The organism is Marinobacter changyiensis (assembly GCF_009193265.1).
GTDB classification, from domain to species: Bacteria; Pseudomonadota; Gammaproteobacteria; order Pseudomonadales; family Oleiphilaceae; genus Marinobacter; species Marinobacter changyiensis.
In genome coordinates this window covers 1,072,314-1,091,055 of sequence record NZ_VZZZ01000001.1, presented here as the reverse complement: position 1 = coordinate 1,091,055, position 18,742 = coordinate 1,072,314, and the positions used below count along the sequence as shown (strand labels likewise).

General features: G+C 54.8%; 14 protein-coding genes. 11 read left to right on the top strand and 3 right to left on the bottom strand.

Annotated elements, in window-relative coordinates; all coding sequences use genetic code 11:
• Positions 1-31: 31 nt before the first annotated feature.
• The 3 genes from F6Y09_RS05240 to dnaA form a co-directional block, all read right to left on the bottom strand.
• Entirely contained in the window at positions 32-1,303 is a 1,272-nt protein-coding gene (locus F6Y09_RS05240) for an ABC1 kinase family protein (protein WP_152205824.1), read from the bottom strand.
• Between the two features lie 72 nt (positions 1,304-1,375).
• Positions 1,376-2,479: a DNA polymerase III subunit beta gene (gene dnaN, locus F6Y09_RS05235; protein ID WP_152205823.1), complete on the bottom strand. Its 1,104-nt coding sequence runs from the start codon at positions 2,477-2,479 to the stop codon at positions 1,376-1,378.
• 40 nt (positions 2,480-2,519) lie between these two features.
• Positions 2,520-3,971: a chromosomal replication initiator protein DnaA gene (dnaA, locus tag F6Y09_RS05230; protein ID WP_152205822.1), complete on the bottom strand. Its 1,452-nt coding sequence runs from the start codon at positions 3,969-3,971 to the stop codon at positions 2,520-2,522.
• 639 nt (positions 3,972-4,610) lie between these two features.
• On the opposite strand from dnaA, the gene rpmH reads away from it, so the two are divergent.
• The 11 genes from rpmH (at position 4,611) to mnmG (ending at position 18,736) form a co-directional block, all read left to right on the top strand.
• Positions 4,611-4,745: a 50S ribosomal protein L34 gene (rpmH, locus tag F6Y09_RS05225; protein ID WP_152205821.1), complete on the top strand. Its 135-nt coding sequence runs from the start codon at positions 4,611-4,613 to the stop codon at positions 4,743-4,745.
• A 15-nt stretch (positions 4,746-4,760) separates the two neighbouring features.
• A complete protein-coding gene (rnpA, locus tag F6Y09_RS05220) occupies positions 4,761-5,165 on the top strand; it encodes a ribonuclease P protein component (RefSeq protein ID WP_152205820.1) in 405 nt (134 codons plus the stop codon).
• Positions 5,165-5,458: a membrane protein insertion efficiency factor YidD gene (gene yidD, locus F6Y09_RS05215; protein ID WP_152205819.1), complete on the top strand. Its 294-nt coding sequence runs from the start codon at positions 5,165-5,167 to the stop codon at positions 5,456-5,458. The genes rnpA and yidD overlap by 1 nt, the downstream gene beginning before the upstream one ends.
• Before the next feature lie 4 nt (positions 5,459-5,462).
• On the top strand, positions 5,463-7,163 hold the full coding sequence (yidC, locus tag F6Y09_RS05210; RefSeq protein ID WP_152205818.1) for a membrane protein insertase YidC: 1,701 nt from the start codon (positions 5,463-5,465) through the stop codon (positions 7,161-7,163).
• A 79-nt stretch (positions 7,164-7,242) separates the two neighbouring features.
• Entirely contained in the window at positions 7,243-8,613 is a 1,371-nt protein-coding gene (gene mnmE, locus F6Y09_RS05205; RefSeq protein ID WP_152205817.1) for a tRNA uridine-5-carboxymethylaminomethyl(34) synthesis GTPase MnmE, read from the top strand.
• A gap of 198 nt (positions 8,614-8,811) precedes the next feature.
• Positions 8,812-9,558: a substrate-binding periplasmic protein gene (locus F6Y09_RS05200; RefSeq protein WP_152205816.1), complete on the top strand. Its 747-nt coding sequence runs from the start codon at positions 8,812-8,814 to the stop codon at positions 9,556-9,558.
• A gap of 158 nt (positions 9,559-9,716) precedes the next feature.
• Positions 9,717-10,214, top strand: coding sequence for a DUF3833 domain-containing protein (locus F6Y09_RS05195; RefSeq protein WP_425481812.1), 498 nt, complete (start codon positions 9,717-9,719; stop codon positions 10,212-10,214).
• Between the two features lie 82 nt (positions 10,215-10,296).
• The gene (locus F6Y09_RS05190) at positions 10,297-11,394 is read left to right on the top strand and encodes an efflux RND transporter periplasmic adaptor subunit (RefSeq protein ID WP_152205814.1); all 1,098 of its coding nucleotides are present in this window, start codon (positions 10,297-10,299) and stop codon (positions 11,392-11,394) included.
• Positions 11,395-11,397: 3 nt separating this feature from the next.
• Complete coding sequence (locus F6Y09_RS05185) at positions 11,398-14,541, top strand: efflux RND transporter permease subunit (protein WP_152205813.1); 3,144 nt, start codon at positions 11,398-11,400, stop codon at positions 14,539-14,541.
• A 94-nt stretch (positions 14,542-14,635) separates the two neighbouring features.
• Complete coding sequence (locus F6Y09_RS05180) at positions 14,636-16,516, top strand: MFS transporter (protein WP_152205812.1); 1,881 nt, start codon at positions 14,636-14,638, stop codon at positions 16,514-16,516.
• A 333-nt stretch (positions 16,517-16,849) separates the two neighbouring features.
• On the top strand, positions 16,850-18,736 hold the full coding sequence (gene mnmG / locus F6Y09_RS05175) for a tRNA uridine-5-carboxymethylaminomethyl(34) synthesis enzyme MnmG (protein WP_152205811.1): 1,887 nt from the start codon (positions 16,850-16,852) through the stop codon (positions 18,734-18,736).
• Positions 18,737-18,742: the final 6 nt, after the last annotated feature.

The following is an 18,742-nucleotide window of genomic DNA, read 5'->3' as shown; positions in this document are numbered from 1 at the left end:
GGCCCGGTTCAAACCACCATCAAGATAGGTATCAGTGAAGCATTGTCAGTCGTTCGTCCATAAACATATCCATTTCCGGTGCCAGGATATGGACGTAGCGATCGAAATACAAAAACTGCTTGAGCAACAACGCGAATTCTCTCGGAAAATGAAGACCATGACTCTCGCCAATCTTCACCATATCCATCAGGATATTATTAACCTCGTCTTCCGTTTGATCAGGCTCGTAAGGGGTCGCATCAGGCACCATGCGATCCATCTGCTGGTAAAGCCGCCTGAGATCGCCAGCAAGCGCCTCAACACTCACCGCCTCCCGGGTGATACCGATGCGTATCATGGCATCCGCCATGCCCTCAAAATGACCCACCATCACCGACGAAATGAAGTCCGACACCGCCTGCCAGGTATCCGGCCTGATCCGGCCAACGATACCAAAATCTATGAACCCGACCCGGCCATCGGTTAGCACCATCAGGTTACCCGCATGAACATCCGCGTGGAAAAACTCACATTGGGTCAGGCTGGCAAACCAGGTATTCATCGCCGTGATCAGTGTGCGCTCCGGGTCCCGGGCATAGCCCTTGATGCTTTCCATGTCGGTTAACGGTACGCCATGGAAACGCTCCATGGTCAGAATCCGGCGAGTACTGCAGTGCTCATAAACCCGGGGGGCCGTTGCGTCTTCATTATGGGTGCTCTGCAAAAACTCACGAAACACCTTCAGATTATTGGCTTCCTTGATGAAGTCACACTCTTCCATCATGGTACGCTGGATTTCTTCGACAATTCCGGACAGTGAGGTCCAGGACAGTTTCGGCGCGATCGTTTCGAGGATTCTGGCGGACAGATAGAGAAAGTTGAGATCCGTCAGCAGAATATTTTCAACGCCCGGCTTCTGAACCTTGATGACCACATCTTCACCGGTTTTCAGTCGAGCCGCGTGCACCTGTGCAATAGATGCCGATGCAAGCGGAACCGGGTCCACCGATTCGTACACGTCACCGAGCGGGCAGCCCAGTTCCTGCTGAATGATCTTCTTGATTACGCCAAAGGGGAGGCTGGGGGTTTTATCCAGACAGTTCTGGAATTCCTCAACGTACTCCTTGGGAAAGAACGTTGGCGAGCTGGCGATAAACTGGCCCAACTTGATATAGGTAGCACCGAGGGATTCAAAAGTCTGACGCAACAGCCGCGGGGTCTCGGGACGATCACCCCTTAACCAGTTTACACCGGTACGGCCCAGAACCGACGCTGTCTGGCCGATCCTGAACACGCCCTTTATACCATTGCTCATTACACTCATAGGTTATCTCACCTTAACTCGACTGTTGCCTGATGGGAGCGAAGCCAATAAAAAAGCTTGCGAACCGGGCCCCTATAGCCGCATTGGCATCACGACATAGAGACAACCGGTGTCATTCTGACCTTCGATCAGTGCACTCGAATTTGGATTGGCAAGGGTAATCTTCACTTGCTCCTCATCCAGTGCATTCAATACGTCCACCAGATAGCCTACATTGAACCCGATTTGCAGGGATTCGCCCTGATAGTCCACTGCAAGCGCATCCTCAGCCTGCTCCTGATCGGGATTATTCGCAAACACCTGCAGTTCACCGGATGCGAGGTTCAGACGCACACCACGGATGTTCTCATGAGAGAGGATTCCGGCACGCTGTAACATGTTTTTAAGAGTTGCACGATCCGCCATAACAATCTTGTCGCCACCGCGGGGGATTACCCGGTTGTAGTCCGGAAACTTGCCTTCGATAAGTTTCGAAGTAAACGTATACGCGCCCACCGTCGCCCGCAGATGATTATCACCAATCACCAGGGTGACTGACGTCTGCACGTCATCCAGTAACCGGGCCAGTTCCAACACGCCCTTGCGCGGCACAATAACCTGGCGTGGGTCCGGACAGCCGGTAGCTACATCAAAATGAGCCATTGCCAGCCGGTGGCCGTCGGTGGCAACCGTACGGACATGATCCTTGTCCACTTCCAGCAACAATCCATTCAGATAGTAACGAACATCCTGCTGCGCCATGGCGAAAGCGGTCGCGTCCAGCATTCTACCCAGTTCGCCCTGGGGAATTTCCAGCCGGAAACTTTCAGGCTCGTCTTCCACGTTGGGAAAATGCTCTGCCGGCAGGGTCGATAACGTGAAGTGACTGGCACCGCAACGGAGGTGTAAACGGTCACCTTCCAGCGCCAGCTCAATGGGCGACTCTTCGCCAAGTGCCCGACAAATGTCCGACAGCTTACGAGCAGGGACCGTAATCCGGCCCGGCTGATCGATATGGACAGGTGTAACCCGGCCCACCAGCTCAACTTCCATATTGGTGCCTGTCAGAGTAAGGGTATTGCCCTCAGCTTCCATCAGGACATTGGATAACACCGGCATGGTTTGTTTGCGTTCAACTACGCCAGCAATGGACTGTAACGGAGTTAACAGGGCTTCTCGGCTGATCGTCAGTTTCATGGCACTCAGCATTCTTTTGGTTGGATGGAGGTTGTAATTTTCAGGTAGTCAGTAGACGCATAAAATTCTGGTAGTCTTCCCGGATGTTCGGGTCTGTTCCCTGCAGTTCGATGATTTTTTTGCACGCATGCAGAACTGTCGTGTGGTCTCGTCCGCCAAAGGCGTCGCCAATCTCAGGCAAGCTGTGATTGGTAAGCTCTTTGGCAAGAGACATGGCAACCTGTCTTGGTCGGGTAATAACCCGGGTTCTGCGCTTGGACAACAGGTCCGCCACTTTGATTTTGTAATACTCAGCCACCGTGCGCTGAATGTTATCGATACTGACCTGTTTTTCATGCAGTGCCAACAGGTCTTTGAGACTTTCCCGAATAAAAGGCGGGGTAATTTCCGAGCCCGTAAAGTGAGCATTCGCTATCACCAAACGGAGCGCCCCTTCGAGCTCTCTGACGTTTGATCGAATCTTCTGGGCAATAAAAAACGCCGCCTCACTGCTCAAATTAACATTCACCTGCTCAGCTTTCTTCATCAATATCGCTACCCGGGTTTCGAGTTCCGGGGGTTCAACCATCACCGTCAAACCCCAGCCGAAACGGGATTTGAGCCGCTCTTCCATATCCACAATTTCTTTCGGAAAACGGTCACAGGTCACAATCACCTGTTGGCCGCCTTCCAGCAGGGCATTAAAGGTATGGAAAAACTCTTCTTGGGAACGCTCCTTGCGGGCGAAAAACTGGATATCGTCAATCAGTAGCGCATCCACCGAACGATAGTAGCGTTTGAACTCGCTGATCGCATTCAGTTGAAGCGCCTTTACCATATCCGCTACAAAACGCTCTGACCGCAGATACGCGACTTTGGCCCTGGGATTGCGACGGACAATATCGTTGCCAATGGCGTGCATCAGGTGGGTCTTACCCAAACCCACGCCGCCATAAAGAAACAGTGGGTTATAGGCACCGCCCGGATTTTCGGCAACCTGCATGGACGCTGCACGGGCAAGCTGGTTTGATTTACCCTCAATAAAGGTGTCAAACGTAAACCCTTCATTGAGAAAACTCCGGTGCTTTATGTCGCCTTCAACCTGAACCGACCGGCGATCACTGTTGATGTTATTAATATGACTCCGGACCGGGCGCTCAGCAACACTCGCGGCAACACCTCGCTCTTCTTCATTGGCGATGCCCGGATCGTCCCGAAATCCGGATTTCTTCTGGTGCGCGGAGGCTTCAACCAGCGCGCCGGCTTTTGGGGCTGACCCAACACTCATGTTAATCCGGGGGGCCTGGCCACCTTCCAGATCCTTGAGCACTTCTTCGATCCGCCTCAGGTACTTTTCATTCACCCAATCCAAAACAAAGCGATTCGGGGCGAACAGCATCAGCTGGCCTTCCCGATGATCTGACTGCAAAGGCCTTAACCAGGTATTAAACTGTTGAGCGGGAAACTCATCCCGGAGTATTTCTAGACATTGATGCCAAACTCTTTGCGGCACGACAGCCTGCCTCCGATGCTGTAGGAATTCCTCTGACCCGGTTTACCCGGAGTCTTGGTCTTCAAGATGACACGGAATTCTACGCCTCAGCACCCTCAAGTAAAAGCCCCAAACGAAAACAATAAACAACCTGTGGAAGGTTTAAAACCTATTTTTCATAGTGTTACAAACTTCTGCACAGGGTTGTGTACAGATAAAAACCTAAAGAAAGTTACCCACAGCACCCTGTTGAGAAGCCTCTCTGAACCCTGTTCATATCCATGTACCAAACCATGAATAACTCGGACAAACACCCAGACCCAAACTTACCCACATTCCGTAAGACACTTACCCACAGTGCTCAACCGCACTCATAAACCGCTTTGTCATTACCGCATATTATTGATTTTATAGTTAATAAACAGCTTATCCACAGAAAAACGCCTCCCTAATAACAGTAGTAGTTAAAAGAATTAAAAGAATTAAAAAACTTAATGAATTAATAATCACCGCCCGCTTGACCTTCTGAGACGACTTTTTCACCCGCCAGTATTTGTCGTTGAATTCGGTTGGCATATTGACTAGAATGCCGCACCTGTTTTGACTGTTCATTTTACAGACAACATCTGATTTTAAACTTCGTTATGTGAGAGCTTCACCATGAAAAGAACGTTTCAACCCAGTAACCTGAAGCGTAAGCGTGTTCACGGTTTCCGTGCCCGTATGGCCACCGCCAACGGACGTAAAGTTGTCTCCCGTCGTCGTGCCAAAGGCCGTGCACGCCTGACTGCGTAAGGCATCGCAAGCCTTATGGGGATTTTCGCCTTTCCGAGATCATCACGACTGCTGACACCTCGGGACTACAGCGAAGTCTTCAGTGACGTACAGCTTCGAGTGCCACACAAGCATTTTCTGATTCTGGCCAAGCCCAATGCGTTGGGTCATGCCAGAGTCGGGCTTGTGTTTTCAAAAAAGAATTTAAAACACGCGGTACAACGTAACCGGGTCAAACGCCTGGTACGTGAAACGTTCCGGCACCAGCCAGACATGCCCCCGCTGGATATAATAGTGTTGAGCAGACAAGGGTTGGCAAACATTGATAATCCGGAACTCAACCTCATGCTGGCTGATCTCTGGCAACGCCTGATTCGCAAAGCCCGTCAAATCAGTTTGCCTGCAGAACCGACTGCCCAAAATCCTGAGGGTGCCAGCTGATGCGTAAATTTCTGATCTTCCCTATCAGGGTTTACCAGTACGCTATCAGCCCTCTCATGGCCAGTCATTGCCGCCACTACCCCACCTGCTCTGCTTACGCCATCGAAGCAATCGAGACGCATGGTGTTCTTCGTGGGTTCGTACTGGCGGCAAAACGATTATTGCGGTGTCATCCTTGGGCAGAGGGCGGTTATGATCCGGTTCCAGGCGTAAAATCCAAGCAAATCAATACTACTCGCGGTTGTTGCCGGCAGGCTCACAGCTCTTCCCACGCTAACCAGACGACGCACTGAGTTTATGGATATTCAACGAATCGTATTATTTGCCGGCCTGGCCGTAGTCAGCTACATGATGGTTCTGGCCTGGAACGAGGATTATCACCAACCTCAAACTACCCAGGTCACAGAACAAAGAACTTCAGAAACCGGTCAAACCAACGATACGAGTAGCGCATCTCCTACATCGCAACGTGCCGCCGATGAGGAGTTCTCGACCCCGGAACAAGGGGCTTACGGCAATACCGGAAGTGCTGACAGCCCTACTCGCGTCAGTGAGCAATTGATCACGGTCACCACTGACGTGCTGCAGCTGAAAATTGACCCTGTTGGCGGCAATATAGTCGAAGCAGCGATGCTGCAATATGACCAGGAACTCAACAGCAAAGCTCCGTTGAAATTGCTCGAGAATTCTGCCAACCGTATCTACATGCTCGAGAGTGGCATGATCGGGCGCGATGGCTTCGACAGTAGCCGAAATGACGGCACCCCGGAATATTCCACAGCCGCATCCTCCTATAGCCTCGGCGAAAATCAGGATGTTCTGTCCGTTGATCTGACAGTAACCAATGACAGTGGTGTTACAGTCACCAAACAGTATCAATTTTCCCGGGATAGCTACGAAATCAACGTTCGATATCTCATTGATAACCAGTCCAGCGATGCATGGCAGGGCAATTTCACGGGTAAAATTATCCGGGATCAAAGTGCCGATCCCACTGCCCAGAACAGTATGGGTATTCAGGCGTTCCTCGGTCTGGTTGTCAGCACACCCGAAGACCCTTATGAAAAGTACGATTTCAGTGATCTGAATGAAACGCCTATAAAGAAGTCGGTTTCCGACGGATGGTTGGCCTTTCTTCAGCACTACTTCCTAACAGCATGGATACCTGAACCGGGACAAACACACCAGTTTCAGACCAACCAGCGCAACAATCTGTATGTAATGGGTTTTGTCAGCCCGGCAACGGTGGTCGAACCGGGACAAAGGGGCGAAGTTGGCGCTAAAGCCTACATTGGTCCCAAGATCATTGACCGCCTTGAAACCGTAGCACCCAATCTTGACCGAACCGTCGATTTCGGCTTCCTGTTTTTCATCGCGTTACCGCTCTTCATGATACTGGACTGGTTCCACGGGATCGTAGGGAATTGGGGTGTCGCAATCATCCTGTTAACCGTGCTGGTCAAAGGCGTGTTCTTCCACCTGTCAGCTACCAGTTACCGTTCCATGGCCCGGATGCGTGCTGTTGCACCCCAACTGACACGCCTGAAAGAACTTTACGGTGATGACCGGCAGCGTATGTCCCAGGAAATGATGGGGCTTTATAAACGCGAGAAGATCAATCCGCTCGGCGGTTGTTTGCCCATTCTGGTGCAAATGCCGGTATTCATTTCCCTGTACTGGGCGCTGTTTGAAAGTGTGCAGTTGCGTCATGCGCCTTTCGTTTTATGGATCAACGACCTGTCGGTAATGGACCCGTACTTCATTCTGCCAATCCTGATGGGCGCGAGTATGTTCATCCAGATGAGTCTGAATCCGACACCGCCGGACCCGATGCAGGCCAAGATCATGAAGATGATGCCGATTGTCTTTACTGTTTTCTTCCTCTGGTTCCCGGCCGGTCTGGTGCTTTACTGGCTGACCAACAACATTCTGTCGATCGCCCAGCAGTGGTACATTACGCGCAAGATCGAAGCAGAAGTTGCCAGCAGAAAACACTGAGTATTAGATCAGTCCCAGTGAAAAGGCTCCTTCTGAAGGGGCCTTTTTTTGTTGAGAATGACCGGATAGACGCCATCTTATGAATCACCCGACCGATACCATTGCCGCCATTGCAACTGCCCCTGGTCAAGCGGGTGTGGGGATCATTCGTGTATCGGGTCCGAAGGCCCGGGAGATGGCAAAGCAGTTATTGGGCTTCGAGCCAAAACCCCGCTATGCCCATTACGGCCCGTTCCACGAACAGAACGGCGCGGTTATCGACGAAGGGATCGGTTTGTTCTTCCCCACTCCCCACTCCTTTACCGGGGAAGATGTCTTCGAGCTCCAGGGTCATGGCGGCACGGTTATTCTCGATATGCTGTTGCGTATGGTCTGTGGCCTTGGTGCGCGCCTCGCCCGCCCCGGTGAGTTTTCTGAACGGGCGTTCCTGAATGACAAGCTCGATCTCACCCAGGCGGAGGCGATCGCTGACCTGATTGAGAGCAGCTCGGAACAAGCTGCCCGATGTGCGGTGCGATCTTTACAGGGCGCGTTTTCACATCGTATAGACGCCTTGGTACAAGCGATCACCCACCTGCGAATTTACGTGGAGGCAGCAATTGATTTCCCCGAAGAGGAAATTGATTTTCTGGCCGATGGCAAGGTTGCACAGGACCTTGATGCTCTGCTGGCCGATCTGGATCAGATCCTTTCGGAAGCCCAGCAAGGAACGATTTTACGGGATGGCATGAGTGTGGTGATCGCAGGTCGCCCCAACGCGGGCAAATCCAGTCTCCTGAATGCCCTCGCAGGTCGGGAAGCCGCCATCGTAACCGCCATCGAAGGTACCACCCGGGATGTGTTGCGGGAACATATCCACATCGACGGTATGCCCCTGCACATTATTGATACTGCCGGGCTGCGTGACAGCCTCGATGAGGTGGAGCAAATCGGTATCGCCCGTGCCTGGGATGAAATCCGCCAGGCAGACCGCATCCTGTTGATGGTGGATGCCACGACCACGGATAAAACCACCCCCCATGAAATCTGGCCGGACTTTATTGGCCAGTTACCAGACTCCGCTCCTGTCACGGTAATCCGCAATAAAGTGGATCTGAGCGGTGAGCCCATCGGGTTCACGGATACCGGGAATGACCTGGCCCCGGTCATCCGGCTGACGGCAAAATCAGCAGACGGCCTCGAGGTTCTTCGTGATCACCTGAAACAGTGTATGGGATTTGCTACTACCACCGAGGGTGGCTTTCTGGCCCGTCGTCGTCATCTCGACGCCCTTGAGAAAGCCCGCTCGGCCTTGCAGCAAGGTCAGCAACAACTACAGGGCTATGGAGCCGGCGAACTGCTGGCGGAAGACTTGCGCTATGCCCAGGATGCCCTCGGGGAAATCACCGGCGCCATCACCCCTGATGATTTACTTGGCAAGATTTTCAGCAGTTTCTGCATCGGTAAATAAGGCTGCCCCAAAATATCTCGGTCGCACCAGTTTAGTGCTATAAATTCCTTTTTATTCAGTCTGTTATAAACCAATTCATTTACAAAAACGAACAGGGAAGAATGCAGGGCACAGTCAGACTGTGGGTTAGACTCGGCGCTCCCCGTTAACCCTGTGATCAATTGATCATGCCCGAAACACTGACCAAGGAGGTCCGTCATGGGACGCCATTTTGCCCTACTGCTGTCTGCATTAACGTTACTGCCTGTTTCAACTGCGGCCACCGCTGACAAGTTGTACTTTTACACCGAGAATTTTCCGCCCTACAACATGAGTGCCACGGGTCGTGCCTATGAGCATAACGACAAAACCATCGACGGTTTGTGTACGGAAATGGTTAAAGCCATGCTTTCCCATACGGAGCTTGATTACGTAATCAAGCTCCGTAACTGGGACTATGGCTACAATAAGGTACTGGACAAGCCGAACCACGGTATTTTCTGTACCACCCACACCGAGTCCCGTGCCTCGTTGTTCAAATGGGTAGGCCCCCTGACCAGGAACCTGTGGACAGTGTTTGCCCCGGCAGGCTCGGATATTGAAATGACGGATCTGGAAGATGCACGCGGCAAGACCATTGGTGGCTACCGTGGCGACGTAATGACCGAGTATTTGCTGGAACGAGGCTACAGCGTCTCCCAGATCGACAGTGATGACCTGAATCCGAAGCGTCTGGAGCTGGGGCAAATTGATCTGTGGATTGCTGATCGCCTTGCCGGTCCTTATTTCGCATCCCAACAGGATGTGGAAGACCTGCAACCGGTGTATTCCTTCAATGATACCGAACTGTTCCTGGCGATGAACCCGGCAACACCCCAAAGTGTGATGGATCAGTTGAATGAGGGCTTCGAGGAAATCATCGCCAACGGCATGTACGAAGCCATTGAGGATAAGTACGGGCTGTGACGGGGTTCCGGTCGATGCTGGTCTGTTACCGGTCTGGAGGCGTACAAGGAATCTATTACGAGTTCTGTACAGCGAGTGTAAAAATCATGCAAAGACAGTACATATCCACCTTATCGCCACGTCCGGGACGTATCATCTGGGTAATGTTAATGGCCGTCATGCTGGCAGGGTGTGCGAGCCCCGGGCTGGACGATTATACCCATCGGTCGCCGGCCCTGGTGCCGGCACAGTTTTTCGAGGGTGAACTTTCAGCTCGCGGTGTAGTCAAGGATTACACCGGCGAGGTGATCCGCACTTTCGATGCCGACATTGTTGCAAGCTGGGATGATCAGGGCGTTGGAACCCTGGACGAAGTGTTCCGGTTCGACGACGGCGAAGAGCAGACCCGGGTCTGGACCCTCACCCCCCATGAAGACGGTTACAGGGCAACCGCCGGGGATGTGGTCGAAGCCGGGCAGATGCGCTGGCAGGGTAACGCCATCAATATGAATTATGTGCTCAGAGTGGCTTACGGTGACGGCACGCTGGATGTCCGTATGGATGACTGGATGTACCTGATCACCCCCGATACGCTGATCAACCAGACCACCATGAGCAAGTGGGGCATTGATGTTGGCGAGCTGGTCCTGGTGATCCAGAAGCGGAACGGTGACTGACAAGCTAACCGCAGTAATCAACCGCGTTGGCATCAAACGGTGTCTCGACGGATAATTGGGATGGTTTACCACGAGAACTGATATGGCAAAGCAATGGCTGATCGCAATCACAATCATCGTTCTTGCAGCAGTCGGAGCTGGCGCCGTGTTTTACTTCGACGACGGCAAGGACACCGAACAGACCCGTGAAAAGCGGGCGAGCAACGTCAACGTGGTTCAGCCCAGGACGGATCGGGTCCGTGACGTGGTGGTGGCGGTGGGTACCTTGCGTTCCCGCCAGGAAATCGAACTCACCAGTGAGGTCAGCGGGCGCATTGTCGAACTGAATTTTGCCCCGGGTGATCCTGTTGCCGACGGCCAGTTGCTGGTTCGGCTGGACGACCGCCAGGCCCAGGCGGATTTACGGGTTGCGAACGCCCAGTATGTGGATGCCAGGCGGCAGTATGACCGTGCACAAAGCCTGCGTTCGAATAACAGCATCTCCCAGGCCCAGGTCGATGCCTTGCGCACTACCCTCGATGTCGCTGCGGCGCAACTGGAAGCGGCCCGCACGCGTCTGAACGATCACCGCATTGAGGCGCCTTTTGCTGGTGTCGTCGGCTTGGTGGATATCAGTGTCGGCGCCTACCTCGATATCGGGGATTCCATCGCCACCCTGGATGCGACCGACAAGATGGAGCTGACCTTTGCGGTACCAGAGCGTTATCTGGGTCAGGTCACCCAGGGTCAGGTCCTGACGGCCAAAACCGCTGCGTTCCCGGATCGGGCATTCGATGGCACCCTGGCAGAACTGGGTACCCGTATCAACGAACTGAGCCGTTCGCTGCCGGTCAAGGCGATGATTGATAACTCGGAAGGTCGCTTGCGCCCGGGTCAGTTCATGTCGGTCAGCCTGACGCTACAGGAACGCGAGGCCCTGGTTATTCCTGAGCAGGCGGTACTGGTTCAGGGCAGCAAGGCCTTTGTGTTTGTCGCCAACGATGGCGAAGCGCGCCGGGTGGAGGTCAATCTGGGTTCGCGGGAGCCGGGTCTGGTGGAAATAACCGACGGCGTGTCGGCGACGGATTCGGTCATCATTACGGGTCAGGATCGCCTCAGCAGCGGCGACAGGGTTGCGATAGTGGAGGATGACAACGCGCTGATTTCCAGTGACTCCTCCACGTCCCGGGTTTGGCAGTAACTCATGATTCTCTCCGATGTCTCCATCAAGCGCCCGGTTTTTGCCACCGTCATCAGCCTGCTCATTGTGGTATTCGGGGTGGCGGCCCTTATGGGGTTGCCGGTGCGTGAATACCCGGACATCGACCCGCCGGTGGTCTCCGTATCCACGGATTACATCGGGGCTGCGGCTGAGGTTGTAGACACCCAGATCACCCAGGTTATTGAAGGCGCGATCAGCGGTGTGGAAGGCATCCGTTCCATCGAATCCAGCACTGAGCAGGGGGAGTCCCGCACCTCGATTGAATTCAGCACTTCCCGTGATGTGGATATCGCTGCCAATGATATCCGGGACGCGGTTTCCCGGGTCTTGAATCAGTTACCGGAAGAGGCCGATCCGCCGGTCGTAGCCAAAGCGGATTCAGACGCCCGACCGATGATGTGGGTCACCCTGCGCAGCGATGTCTGGGACAGCGCTGAGCTGAGTGATTTTGCAGAACGGGTTCTGGCCGATCGGTTATCCGTGCTGGATGGCGTCGCCGATGTGCGGATTGGCGGTGAACGGCGGTACGCTATTCGTGTCTGGCTTGATCAGGAGCGGCTGGCTTCCCGCAACATTACGGTCGCTGAGGTTGAACAGGCGCTGCGGTCCAACAACGTAGAATTGCCGGCAGGGTCGATCGAATCCACCTCACGGGATTTCACGGTGCGGGCGGAGGGTCGGTTGTCCACAGTGGAGGAATTCCGGAATCTGGTGGTGCGCCGGGATGGCAATGACCTGTTACGGCTTGGCGAGGTGGCCAACGTACAGATGGGTGTGGAATCCGATACCAGTCGGCTTCGGGCCAACGGTCGCACCGCCATCGGAATGGGTGTTATCCGGCAGTCCAAGTCCAATACCGTCGCTGTATCTGATGCTGTTCGCAAAGAACTCGAGAACATACGTGCAACCTTACCGCCGGAAGTGACCATCGCCGAGAGCTACGATGAGTCCATTTTTATCCGCGCTTCCATTCAGGAAGTGTTGTTTACGCTGGCCATCTCGATTGCCCTGGTTATTCTGGTCATATTCGTGTTCCTGCGGTCCTGGCGAGCGACCCTGATTCCGGCGGTGACCATCCCGGTTTCCATCATTGGCGCTTTCGTCGGACTTAGTGCCCTTGGTTTTTCAATCAACGTACTGACGCTGCTGGCCATTATCCTTGCCATCGGCCTGGTGGTGGATGACGCCATCGTCATGCTGGAGAACATCCAGCGCCGGATTGACCTCGGTGAACCACCCCTGCTTGCCGCCTACCGGGGTGCCAAGCAGGTGGCGTTCGCGGTCATCGCAACCACTCTGACGCTGATTGCGGTGTTCGTACCGATTTCAATGATGGGTGGCAATGTCGGCCGGTTATTTGGCGAGTTCGGATTTACCCTTGCCACGGCGGTGGTGGTTTCAAGCTTTGTCGCCCTGACCCTCGCCCCGATGCTGTGCTCTAAGTGGTTGAAGCACAGCCCCGAAACCGAAGAAGGTCACAGGCTCTGGGCTGCCAGCGAGCGGGTATTGACCAGTCTGAATCGAGGGTATGAGCGGTTACTGCGGTTCTCGTTACGGCAGTCAGGATTGCTGATTGGCCTGGGTGTCGCCGGCATGCTGGTGGCGGCTGTGATTTTCCCGAAGCTGCCCCAGGAACTTGCACCCACGGAAGATCGCGGCATCATCATCATGCCCACCAGCGCGCCCAGGGGCTCGACGGTGGAATACACCGATCACCATGTTCGGAAAATCGAGGAGCGTCTGCTGCCCTACCTTGAGCAGGGCGTCTCCAACCGTCTGTTGTCGATTGTTGGCTTCCGGGAGGAGGCCGATCGCGGCTTCCTTATCATGGGTCTGGTGCCCTGGGGTGAGCGGGAGATAAAACAGCAAGAGATTGCTGCCGAGCTGTTTCCCAAGCTGGCCGAGGTGCCCGGCGTGCGTTCCGTGGCAATTAATCCGCCTGGCCTTGGTCAACGGGGCTTCAACCAGCCGGTCGAATTCGTGATTGGCGGGCCGGACTACGAGACCGTCCAGGCCTGGAGCCAGGAGATCCTCGAGCGGGCCAAGGAAAATCCTAACCTTCAAAACCTGGAAACCGATTTCGAGCTTACCCGGCCCGAATTAAGGGTTACCATTGACCGCCAGCGCGCGGCTGACCTGGATGTGACCATCGAGGATGTGGGTCTGACGCTGCAAACCATGCTGGCATCAAGACAGGTGACAACCTTTCTGGACCGCGGTCGCGAATACGATGTGATTCTTCAGGCCGGTGATGCCGACCGGGCCTCACCGAAAGACCTCGGCCAGATTTTCCTGAGGCCTCGCGCTGGCGGAGAACTGGTGCCGCTGCAAGCCCTGGTGGACATTGCTGAGATTGGTGCCAACCCGGACCTGAGACGGATTGACCGCTTACCGGCAGTGGTGATCAGCGGGTCCCTGGCCCCCGGCTATGCCCTGGGCTCCGCGCTGGACTACCTCAATGGCCTGGCCGTGGACTTCCTGCCCCCGGAGGCAAGGGTCAGTTACAAAGGCCTGAGCCGGGAGTTTCAGGAGTCATCGGCGGCGATCTACCTGACCTTTGGCCTCGCCTTCCTGATTGTATTCCTGGTGCTGGCTGCCCAGTTTGAAAGCTGGATACATCCGTTTATTATCATGCTGTCAGTGCCGCTGGCGGTCACAGGAGCATTGGCCGCGCTCTGGATATCGGGCATCAGTCTGAACATCTACAGTCAGATAGGCATCATCATGCTGCTGGGATTAATGGCAAAAAACGGCATTTTGATTGTGGAGTTTGCCAACCAGTTGCGGGACCAAGGCCGTAGTGTGCATGACGCCATTCTGGAAGGCGCCATCCTGCGTTTCCGGCCGGTTCTGATGACCACCATTTCCACCATCTTTGGTGCAGTGCCATTGGTTATAGCTACCGGGGCCGGGGCTGAGAGCCGTGCCGCGATTGGCGTGGTGGTGCTCGGCGGGTTGATTTTCGCCACCACCCTGACGTTGTTTATTATTCCGGTGTTGTACAACCTGTTGGCACGGTTTGCGAAGTCGGCAAACTCTGTTGCCGTAGAGTTGGACCAACAGACCCGTGCGGAAGGCAGCCGCGGGGGGCTGGCTGGTTCGGTGCAGTCAAAACGGGAGCAATAGGCGCTCCACGCAGGCAGAAACCGGTTGCCCCCATGACCACTTTATCGCATCGTTGCGCTGAACCATGGAGCTGCTTTAAGGGATACAAACTGTTATGGCCGACCACAGCCAGTTTCGGCTTTTTTCGGAACGACGTTTCCTGCCGTTTTTCCTGACCCAGTTTTCGGGCGCATTCAACGATAACCTGTTCAAAAACGCCTTACTGCTGCTGGTTACCTACCGTGCTGGCGAGTTGATGGGATTGCCCATTGATATCGTGGTCAACTTTGCCGCCTTCCTGTTCATCCTGCCGTTTTTCCTGTTTTCCGGTATCGCAGGCCAGGTTGCCGACAAGTACGAAAAATCCCTGGTGATTCGTCGAGTCAAACTGCTCGAAATAGGCATCATGCTGGTGGCGGCGACCGGACTCTGGTTTGGCTGGTATGAATTACTGTTGTTGCTGTTGTTCCTGATGGGCGCGCAATCCACGTTCTTCGGCCCGGTAAAATACGCCATATTGCCCCAGGTCCTTGAAGACGACGAACTGGTCGGCGGTAATGCGCTGGTGGGCATGGGAACCTTTGTCGCGATTCTGCTCGGCACCATTGCGGCGGGTCTGATCATGGGGTTTGAGCCGGCAGCGAAAATCGCGGCAGTCGGTGTTCTTGTGATGGCAGTTGTTGGTTATCTGGTGGCGCGTCAGGTGCCGGTGACGGAGGCGGGATCGGCGACCTTGAACATTCGCCTGCAACCCCTGCGGGAAACCTGGCGGTTAATAGAACTGGCTCGTGAACGCCATGTGGTGCTGCTGAGTATCATGGCGATCTCCTGGTTCTGGTTTCTCGGGGCCGCCTACCTGACCCAGTTTCCCAACTTCGCCAAAACCGATCTGATGGGTGACGAAACCGTCGTCACCCTGCTGCTGGCGGTATTTACCATCGGTATTGCAGTGGGTTCGATGTTGTGTGAACGGCTGTCAGGCCACCGTATTGAGCTGGGTATTGTGCCTATCGGCTCTCTCGGCCTGAGTCTGTTTGGCATGGATCTGTACTTCAACATGCCGGCACAACCGGTACCTTCGGACTGGTGGCTGATGCTGACCGACGCCGGTTTTCGCCGCATCATGATTGATTTGCTGGGGCTCGGTATTTCGGGCGGCCTGTTCATCGTGCCGTTATACGCGTTTATCCAGCACGAGACTCCGAAAGAAAAACGCGCCCGCATTATCGCAGCGCTTAACGTCATGAATGCCCTGTTCATGGTGGTGAGCGCACTTATGGGTATCGTAATGCTGGGTGTTCTGGGTTTGAGCATTCCCGAGTTTTTCCTGGTGTTGTCGATCATGAACCTGGTCGTGGCCGGATTTGTCTACCAGCAGATGCCGGAGTTCGCCCTGCGGTTTGTGATCTGGCTGCTGTCCCGCACCCTTTACCGGGTAAGCAGCCACGGCCTTGACCACATTCCCGAAGACGGGCCGGTGCTGCTGGTCTGCAACCATGTCTCCTACATGGATGCACTGGTAATCGGCGGCGCTGTACGTCGGCCAGTTCGCTTTGTGATGGACCACCGGATCTTCCGGACACCGGTTCTGGGGGCGTTCTTCCGGCTGGCCAAGACCATTCCGATTGCCCCTCGCAGCGAAGCACCCGACATATACCAGGCCGCTTTTGATCGTATTGAGGAAGAACTTCAGGCAGGCAACGTGGTGTGTCTTTTTCCGGAAGGGCGGCTGACCCGGGACGGGGAGGTGGGCGAATTCCGCCCGGGGGTTGAGCGGATTGTGGAGCGTTATCAGGTACCGGTTGTGCCGATGGCGTTGCAGGGACTGTGGGGCAGCTTTTTCAGCAATGCCGGGGGCGCTGCCATGAAGCACTGGCCGACACGATTCTGGTCCCGGATCCATTTGCTGGTCCGGGAGCCTTTCGCCGCTGGTGATGTTCGGGCGGCGGATCTGGAAGCCCGAGTCAGGGTGATGCAACGGCAAACCCGGGCCTGAAAATCTGTGGATAAAGTACTGAACAACCTCAGGATAAGCTGAGGATGAATTTTACAATACCTATAATAAACAATAGGTTAAATGAAAAATTAAGTGACTCAAGAGACTTGTAAAATGTGGATAACTTTATTGAAACGTTTTATCAAGTCATCACCCCAAGCGCCTGATTAATAGACGATGTTTGCTTTTAATGTTGTGCAGGGTTCGTCAACTCGGTAGCCGTAAGCCCCTATTCTCCTGATGTGGTTAAAAATTGCACATTCTCGCTGCAATTGAAGCGTTGAGGCGTTATACTCCCCCGCTTGATTTTTCGGTCTTTTTATGAGGTGATGTGTGGATTTTCCGAGTCGTTTCGATGTGATAGTCATTGGTGGTGGTCATGCCGGTACCGAGGCTGCCCTGGCGGCCGCCCGTATGGGGTCCCGGACGCTGTTGCTGACCCACAACATTGAAACCCTGGGGCAGATGTCCTGTAACCCGGCTATTGGCGGTATTGGCAAGAGTCATCTGGTCAAGGAAATTGATGCCTTGGGCGGCGCCATGGCGCACGCTACCGATCTCGCCGGTATCCAGTTCCGCACCCTGAATTCCCGCAAGGGCCCGGCGGTCCGCGCCACCCGTGCCCAGGCTGACCGGGTGCTTTACAAGGCGGCCATTCGCAGCGTGCTGGAAAACGAGCCGAACCTGACGCTGTTTCAACAGGCGGCGGATGATCTGATCGTCGAGGGTGAAACCGTCACCGGTGTCGTCACCCAAACCGGTATCCGTTTTAATGCCAGCACGGTGGTTCTGACCACCGGCACCTTCCTGGGCGGCGTTATCCACATTGGCATGCAGAACCACGCCGGCGGACGTGCTGGCGATGCACCGGCCAACGCGCTGGCCAAGCGACTACGGGAATTACCGTTTAATGTCGGTCGTCTGAAAACCGGTACCCCGCCCCGCATCGACGCCCGCAGTGTGGATTTTTCGGTGATGCAGCAGCAATGGGGCGATGACCCCACGCCGGTCATGTCCTTCCTGGGTTCCCGCAGTGAGCACCCGGAGCAGGTGTGCTGCTACGTTACCCGCACGACTGAGGAAACCCACGATATTATCCGTAGCGGTTTCGACCGTTCGCCGATGTTTGCCGGCAATATCGAAGGCATCGGTCCCCGCTACTGTCCGTCTATTGAAGATAAGGTGAATCGTTTCGCGGACAAGAATTCCCACCAGATTTTTGTCGAGCCCGAAGGGCTGACTACCAATGAGCTCTACCCCAACGGTATTTCCACTAGCCTGCCGTTTGATATCCAGCTGGCCGCCGTGCGCTCCATTCCCGGTTTTGAGCAGGCCCATATTACCCGGCCGGGGTACGCCATCGAATATGATTTTCTGAACCCGCAAGATCTTCGCCACACCCTGGAAACCAAATTCATCCAGGGTTTGTATTTCGCCGGGCAGATCAACGGTACCACCGGTTACGAAGAGGCCGGTGCCCAGGGCCTGCTGGCAGGCATTAACGCGGCCCTGAAGGCCCAGGAAAAAGACGCCTGGTATCCGCGTCGTGATGAAGCTTACCTGGGTGTACTGGTCGATGACCTGATCACCATGGGTACTTCGGAGCCGTACCGGATGTTCACCAGCCGGGCGGAATACCGGCTGATCCTGCGGGAAGACAACGCCGACCTGCGGCTGACCGAAACCGGCTATCGCCTGGGCCTGGTCAACGAGCATCGTTGGGCCCGTTTCAGTGAGAAGCGTGAAGCCATCGGTAACGAGAGAACCCGCCTCGACACCACGTTTGTGCATCCCGGCAGTGACCAGGGCGTGATTGCCGATCAGTATTTGCAGCGTCCGCTGAGCCGGGAGCATTCGTTAGCCGACCTGCTGCGCCGGCCCGAGATTGTCTATCGTCATGTGGCTGAAATCAGTGGCGAGCAGGCCCCGGACCCGATCGTGGCCGAGCAGGTTGAAATCGAGGTCAAGTACGAGGGTTACATCTCCCGTCAGACCGATGAAATCGAGCGCCTGCGCCGCAACGAAAATACCGCCTTGCCCATCGATATGGATTTTGATGCGATCGGTGGTCTCTCGAACGAAATCCGCCAGAAACTCAAAACAGTGCGGCCAGAGACCATCGCCCAGGCCTCCCGCATCCAGGGGGTGACCCCGGCGGCAGTGTCGCAACTGTTGGTTCACCTGAAAAAGCGCGATCTGTTGCGCAAGCAATCCGCCTGATTGGCT

What these genes read in the sequence shown, in the direction of transcription:
- F6Y09_RS05240 (WP_152205824.1), bottom strand. Translation starts at nt 1,303, where the DNA reads ATGAGTGTAATGAGCAATGGTATAAAGGGCGTGTTCAGGATCGGCCAG.
- rnpA (WP_152205820.1), top strand. Translation starts at nt 4,761, where the DNA reads ATGGGGATTTTCGCCTTTCCGAGATCATCACGACTGCTGACACCTCGG.
- yidD (WP_152205819.1), top strand. Translation starts at nt 5,165, where the DNA reads ATGCGTAAATTTCTGATCTTCCCTATCAGGGTTTACCAGTACGCTATC.
- F6Y09_RS05200 (WP_152205816.1), top strand. Translation starts at nt 8,812, where the DNA reads ATGGGACGCCATTTTGCCCTACTGCTGTCTGCATTAACGTTACTGCCT.
- rpmH (WP_152205821.1), top strand. Translation starts at nt 4,611, where the DNA reads ATGAAAAGAACGTTTCAACCCAGTAACCTGAAGCGTAAGCGTGTTCAC.
- F6Y09_RS05185 (WP_152205813.1), top strand. Translation starts at nt 11,398, where the DNA reads ATGATTCTCTCCGATGTCTCCATCAAGCGCCCGGTTTTTGCCACCGTC.
- F6Y09_RS05190 (WP_152205814.1), top strand. Translation starts at nt 10,297, where the DNA reads ATGGCAAAGCAATGGCTGATCGCAATCACAATCATCGTTCTTGCAGCA.
- dnaN (WP_152205823.1), bottom strand. Translation starts at nt 2,479, where the DNA reads ATGAAACTGACGATCAGCCGAGAAGCCCTGTTAACTCCGTTACAGTCC.
- mnmE (WP_152205817.1), top strand. Translation starts at nt 7,243, where the DNA reads ATGAATCACCCGACCGATACCATTGCCGCCATTGCAACTGCCCCTGGT.
- F6Y09_RS05180 (WP_152205812.1), top strand. Translation starts at nt 14,636, where the DNA reads ATGGCCGACCACAGCCAGTTTCGGCTTTTTTCGGAACGACGTTTCCTG.
- yidC (WP_152205818.1), top strand. Translation starts at nt 5,463, where the DNA reads ATGGATATTCAACGAATCGTATTATTTGCCGGCCTGGCCGTAGTCAGC.
- F6Y09_RS05195 (WP_425481812.1), top strand. Translation starts at nt 9,717, where the DNA reads ATGCTGGCAGGGTGTGCGAGCCCCGGGCTGGACGATTATACCCATCGG.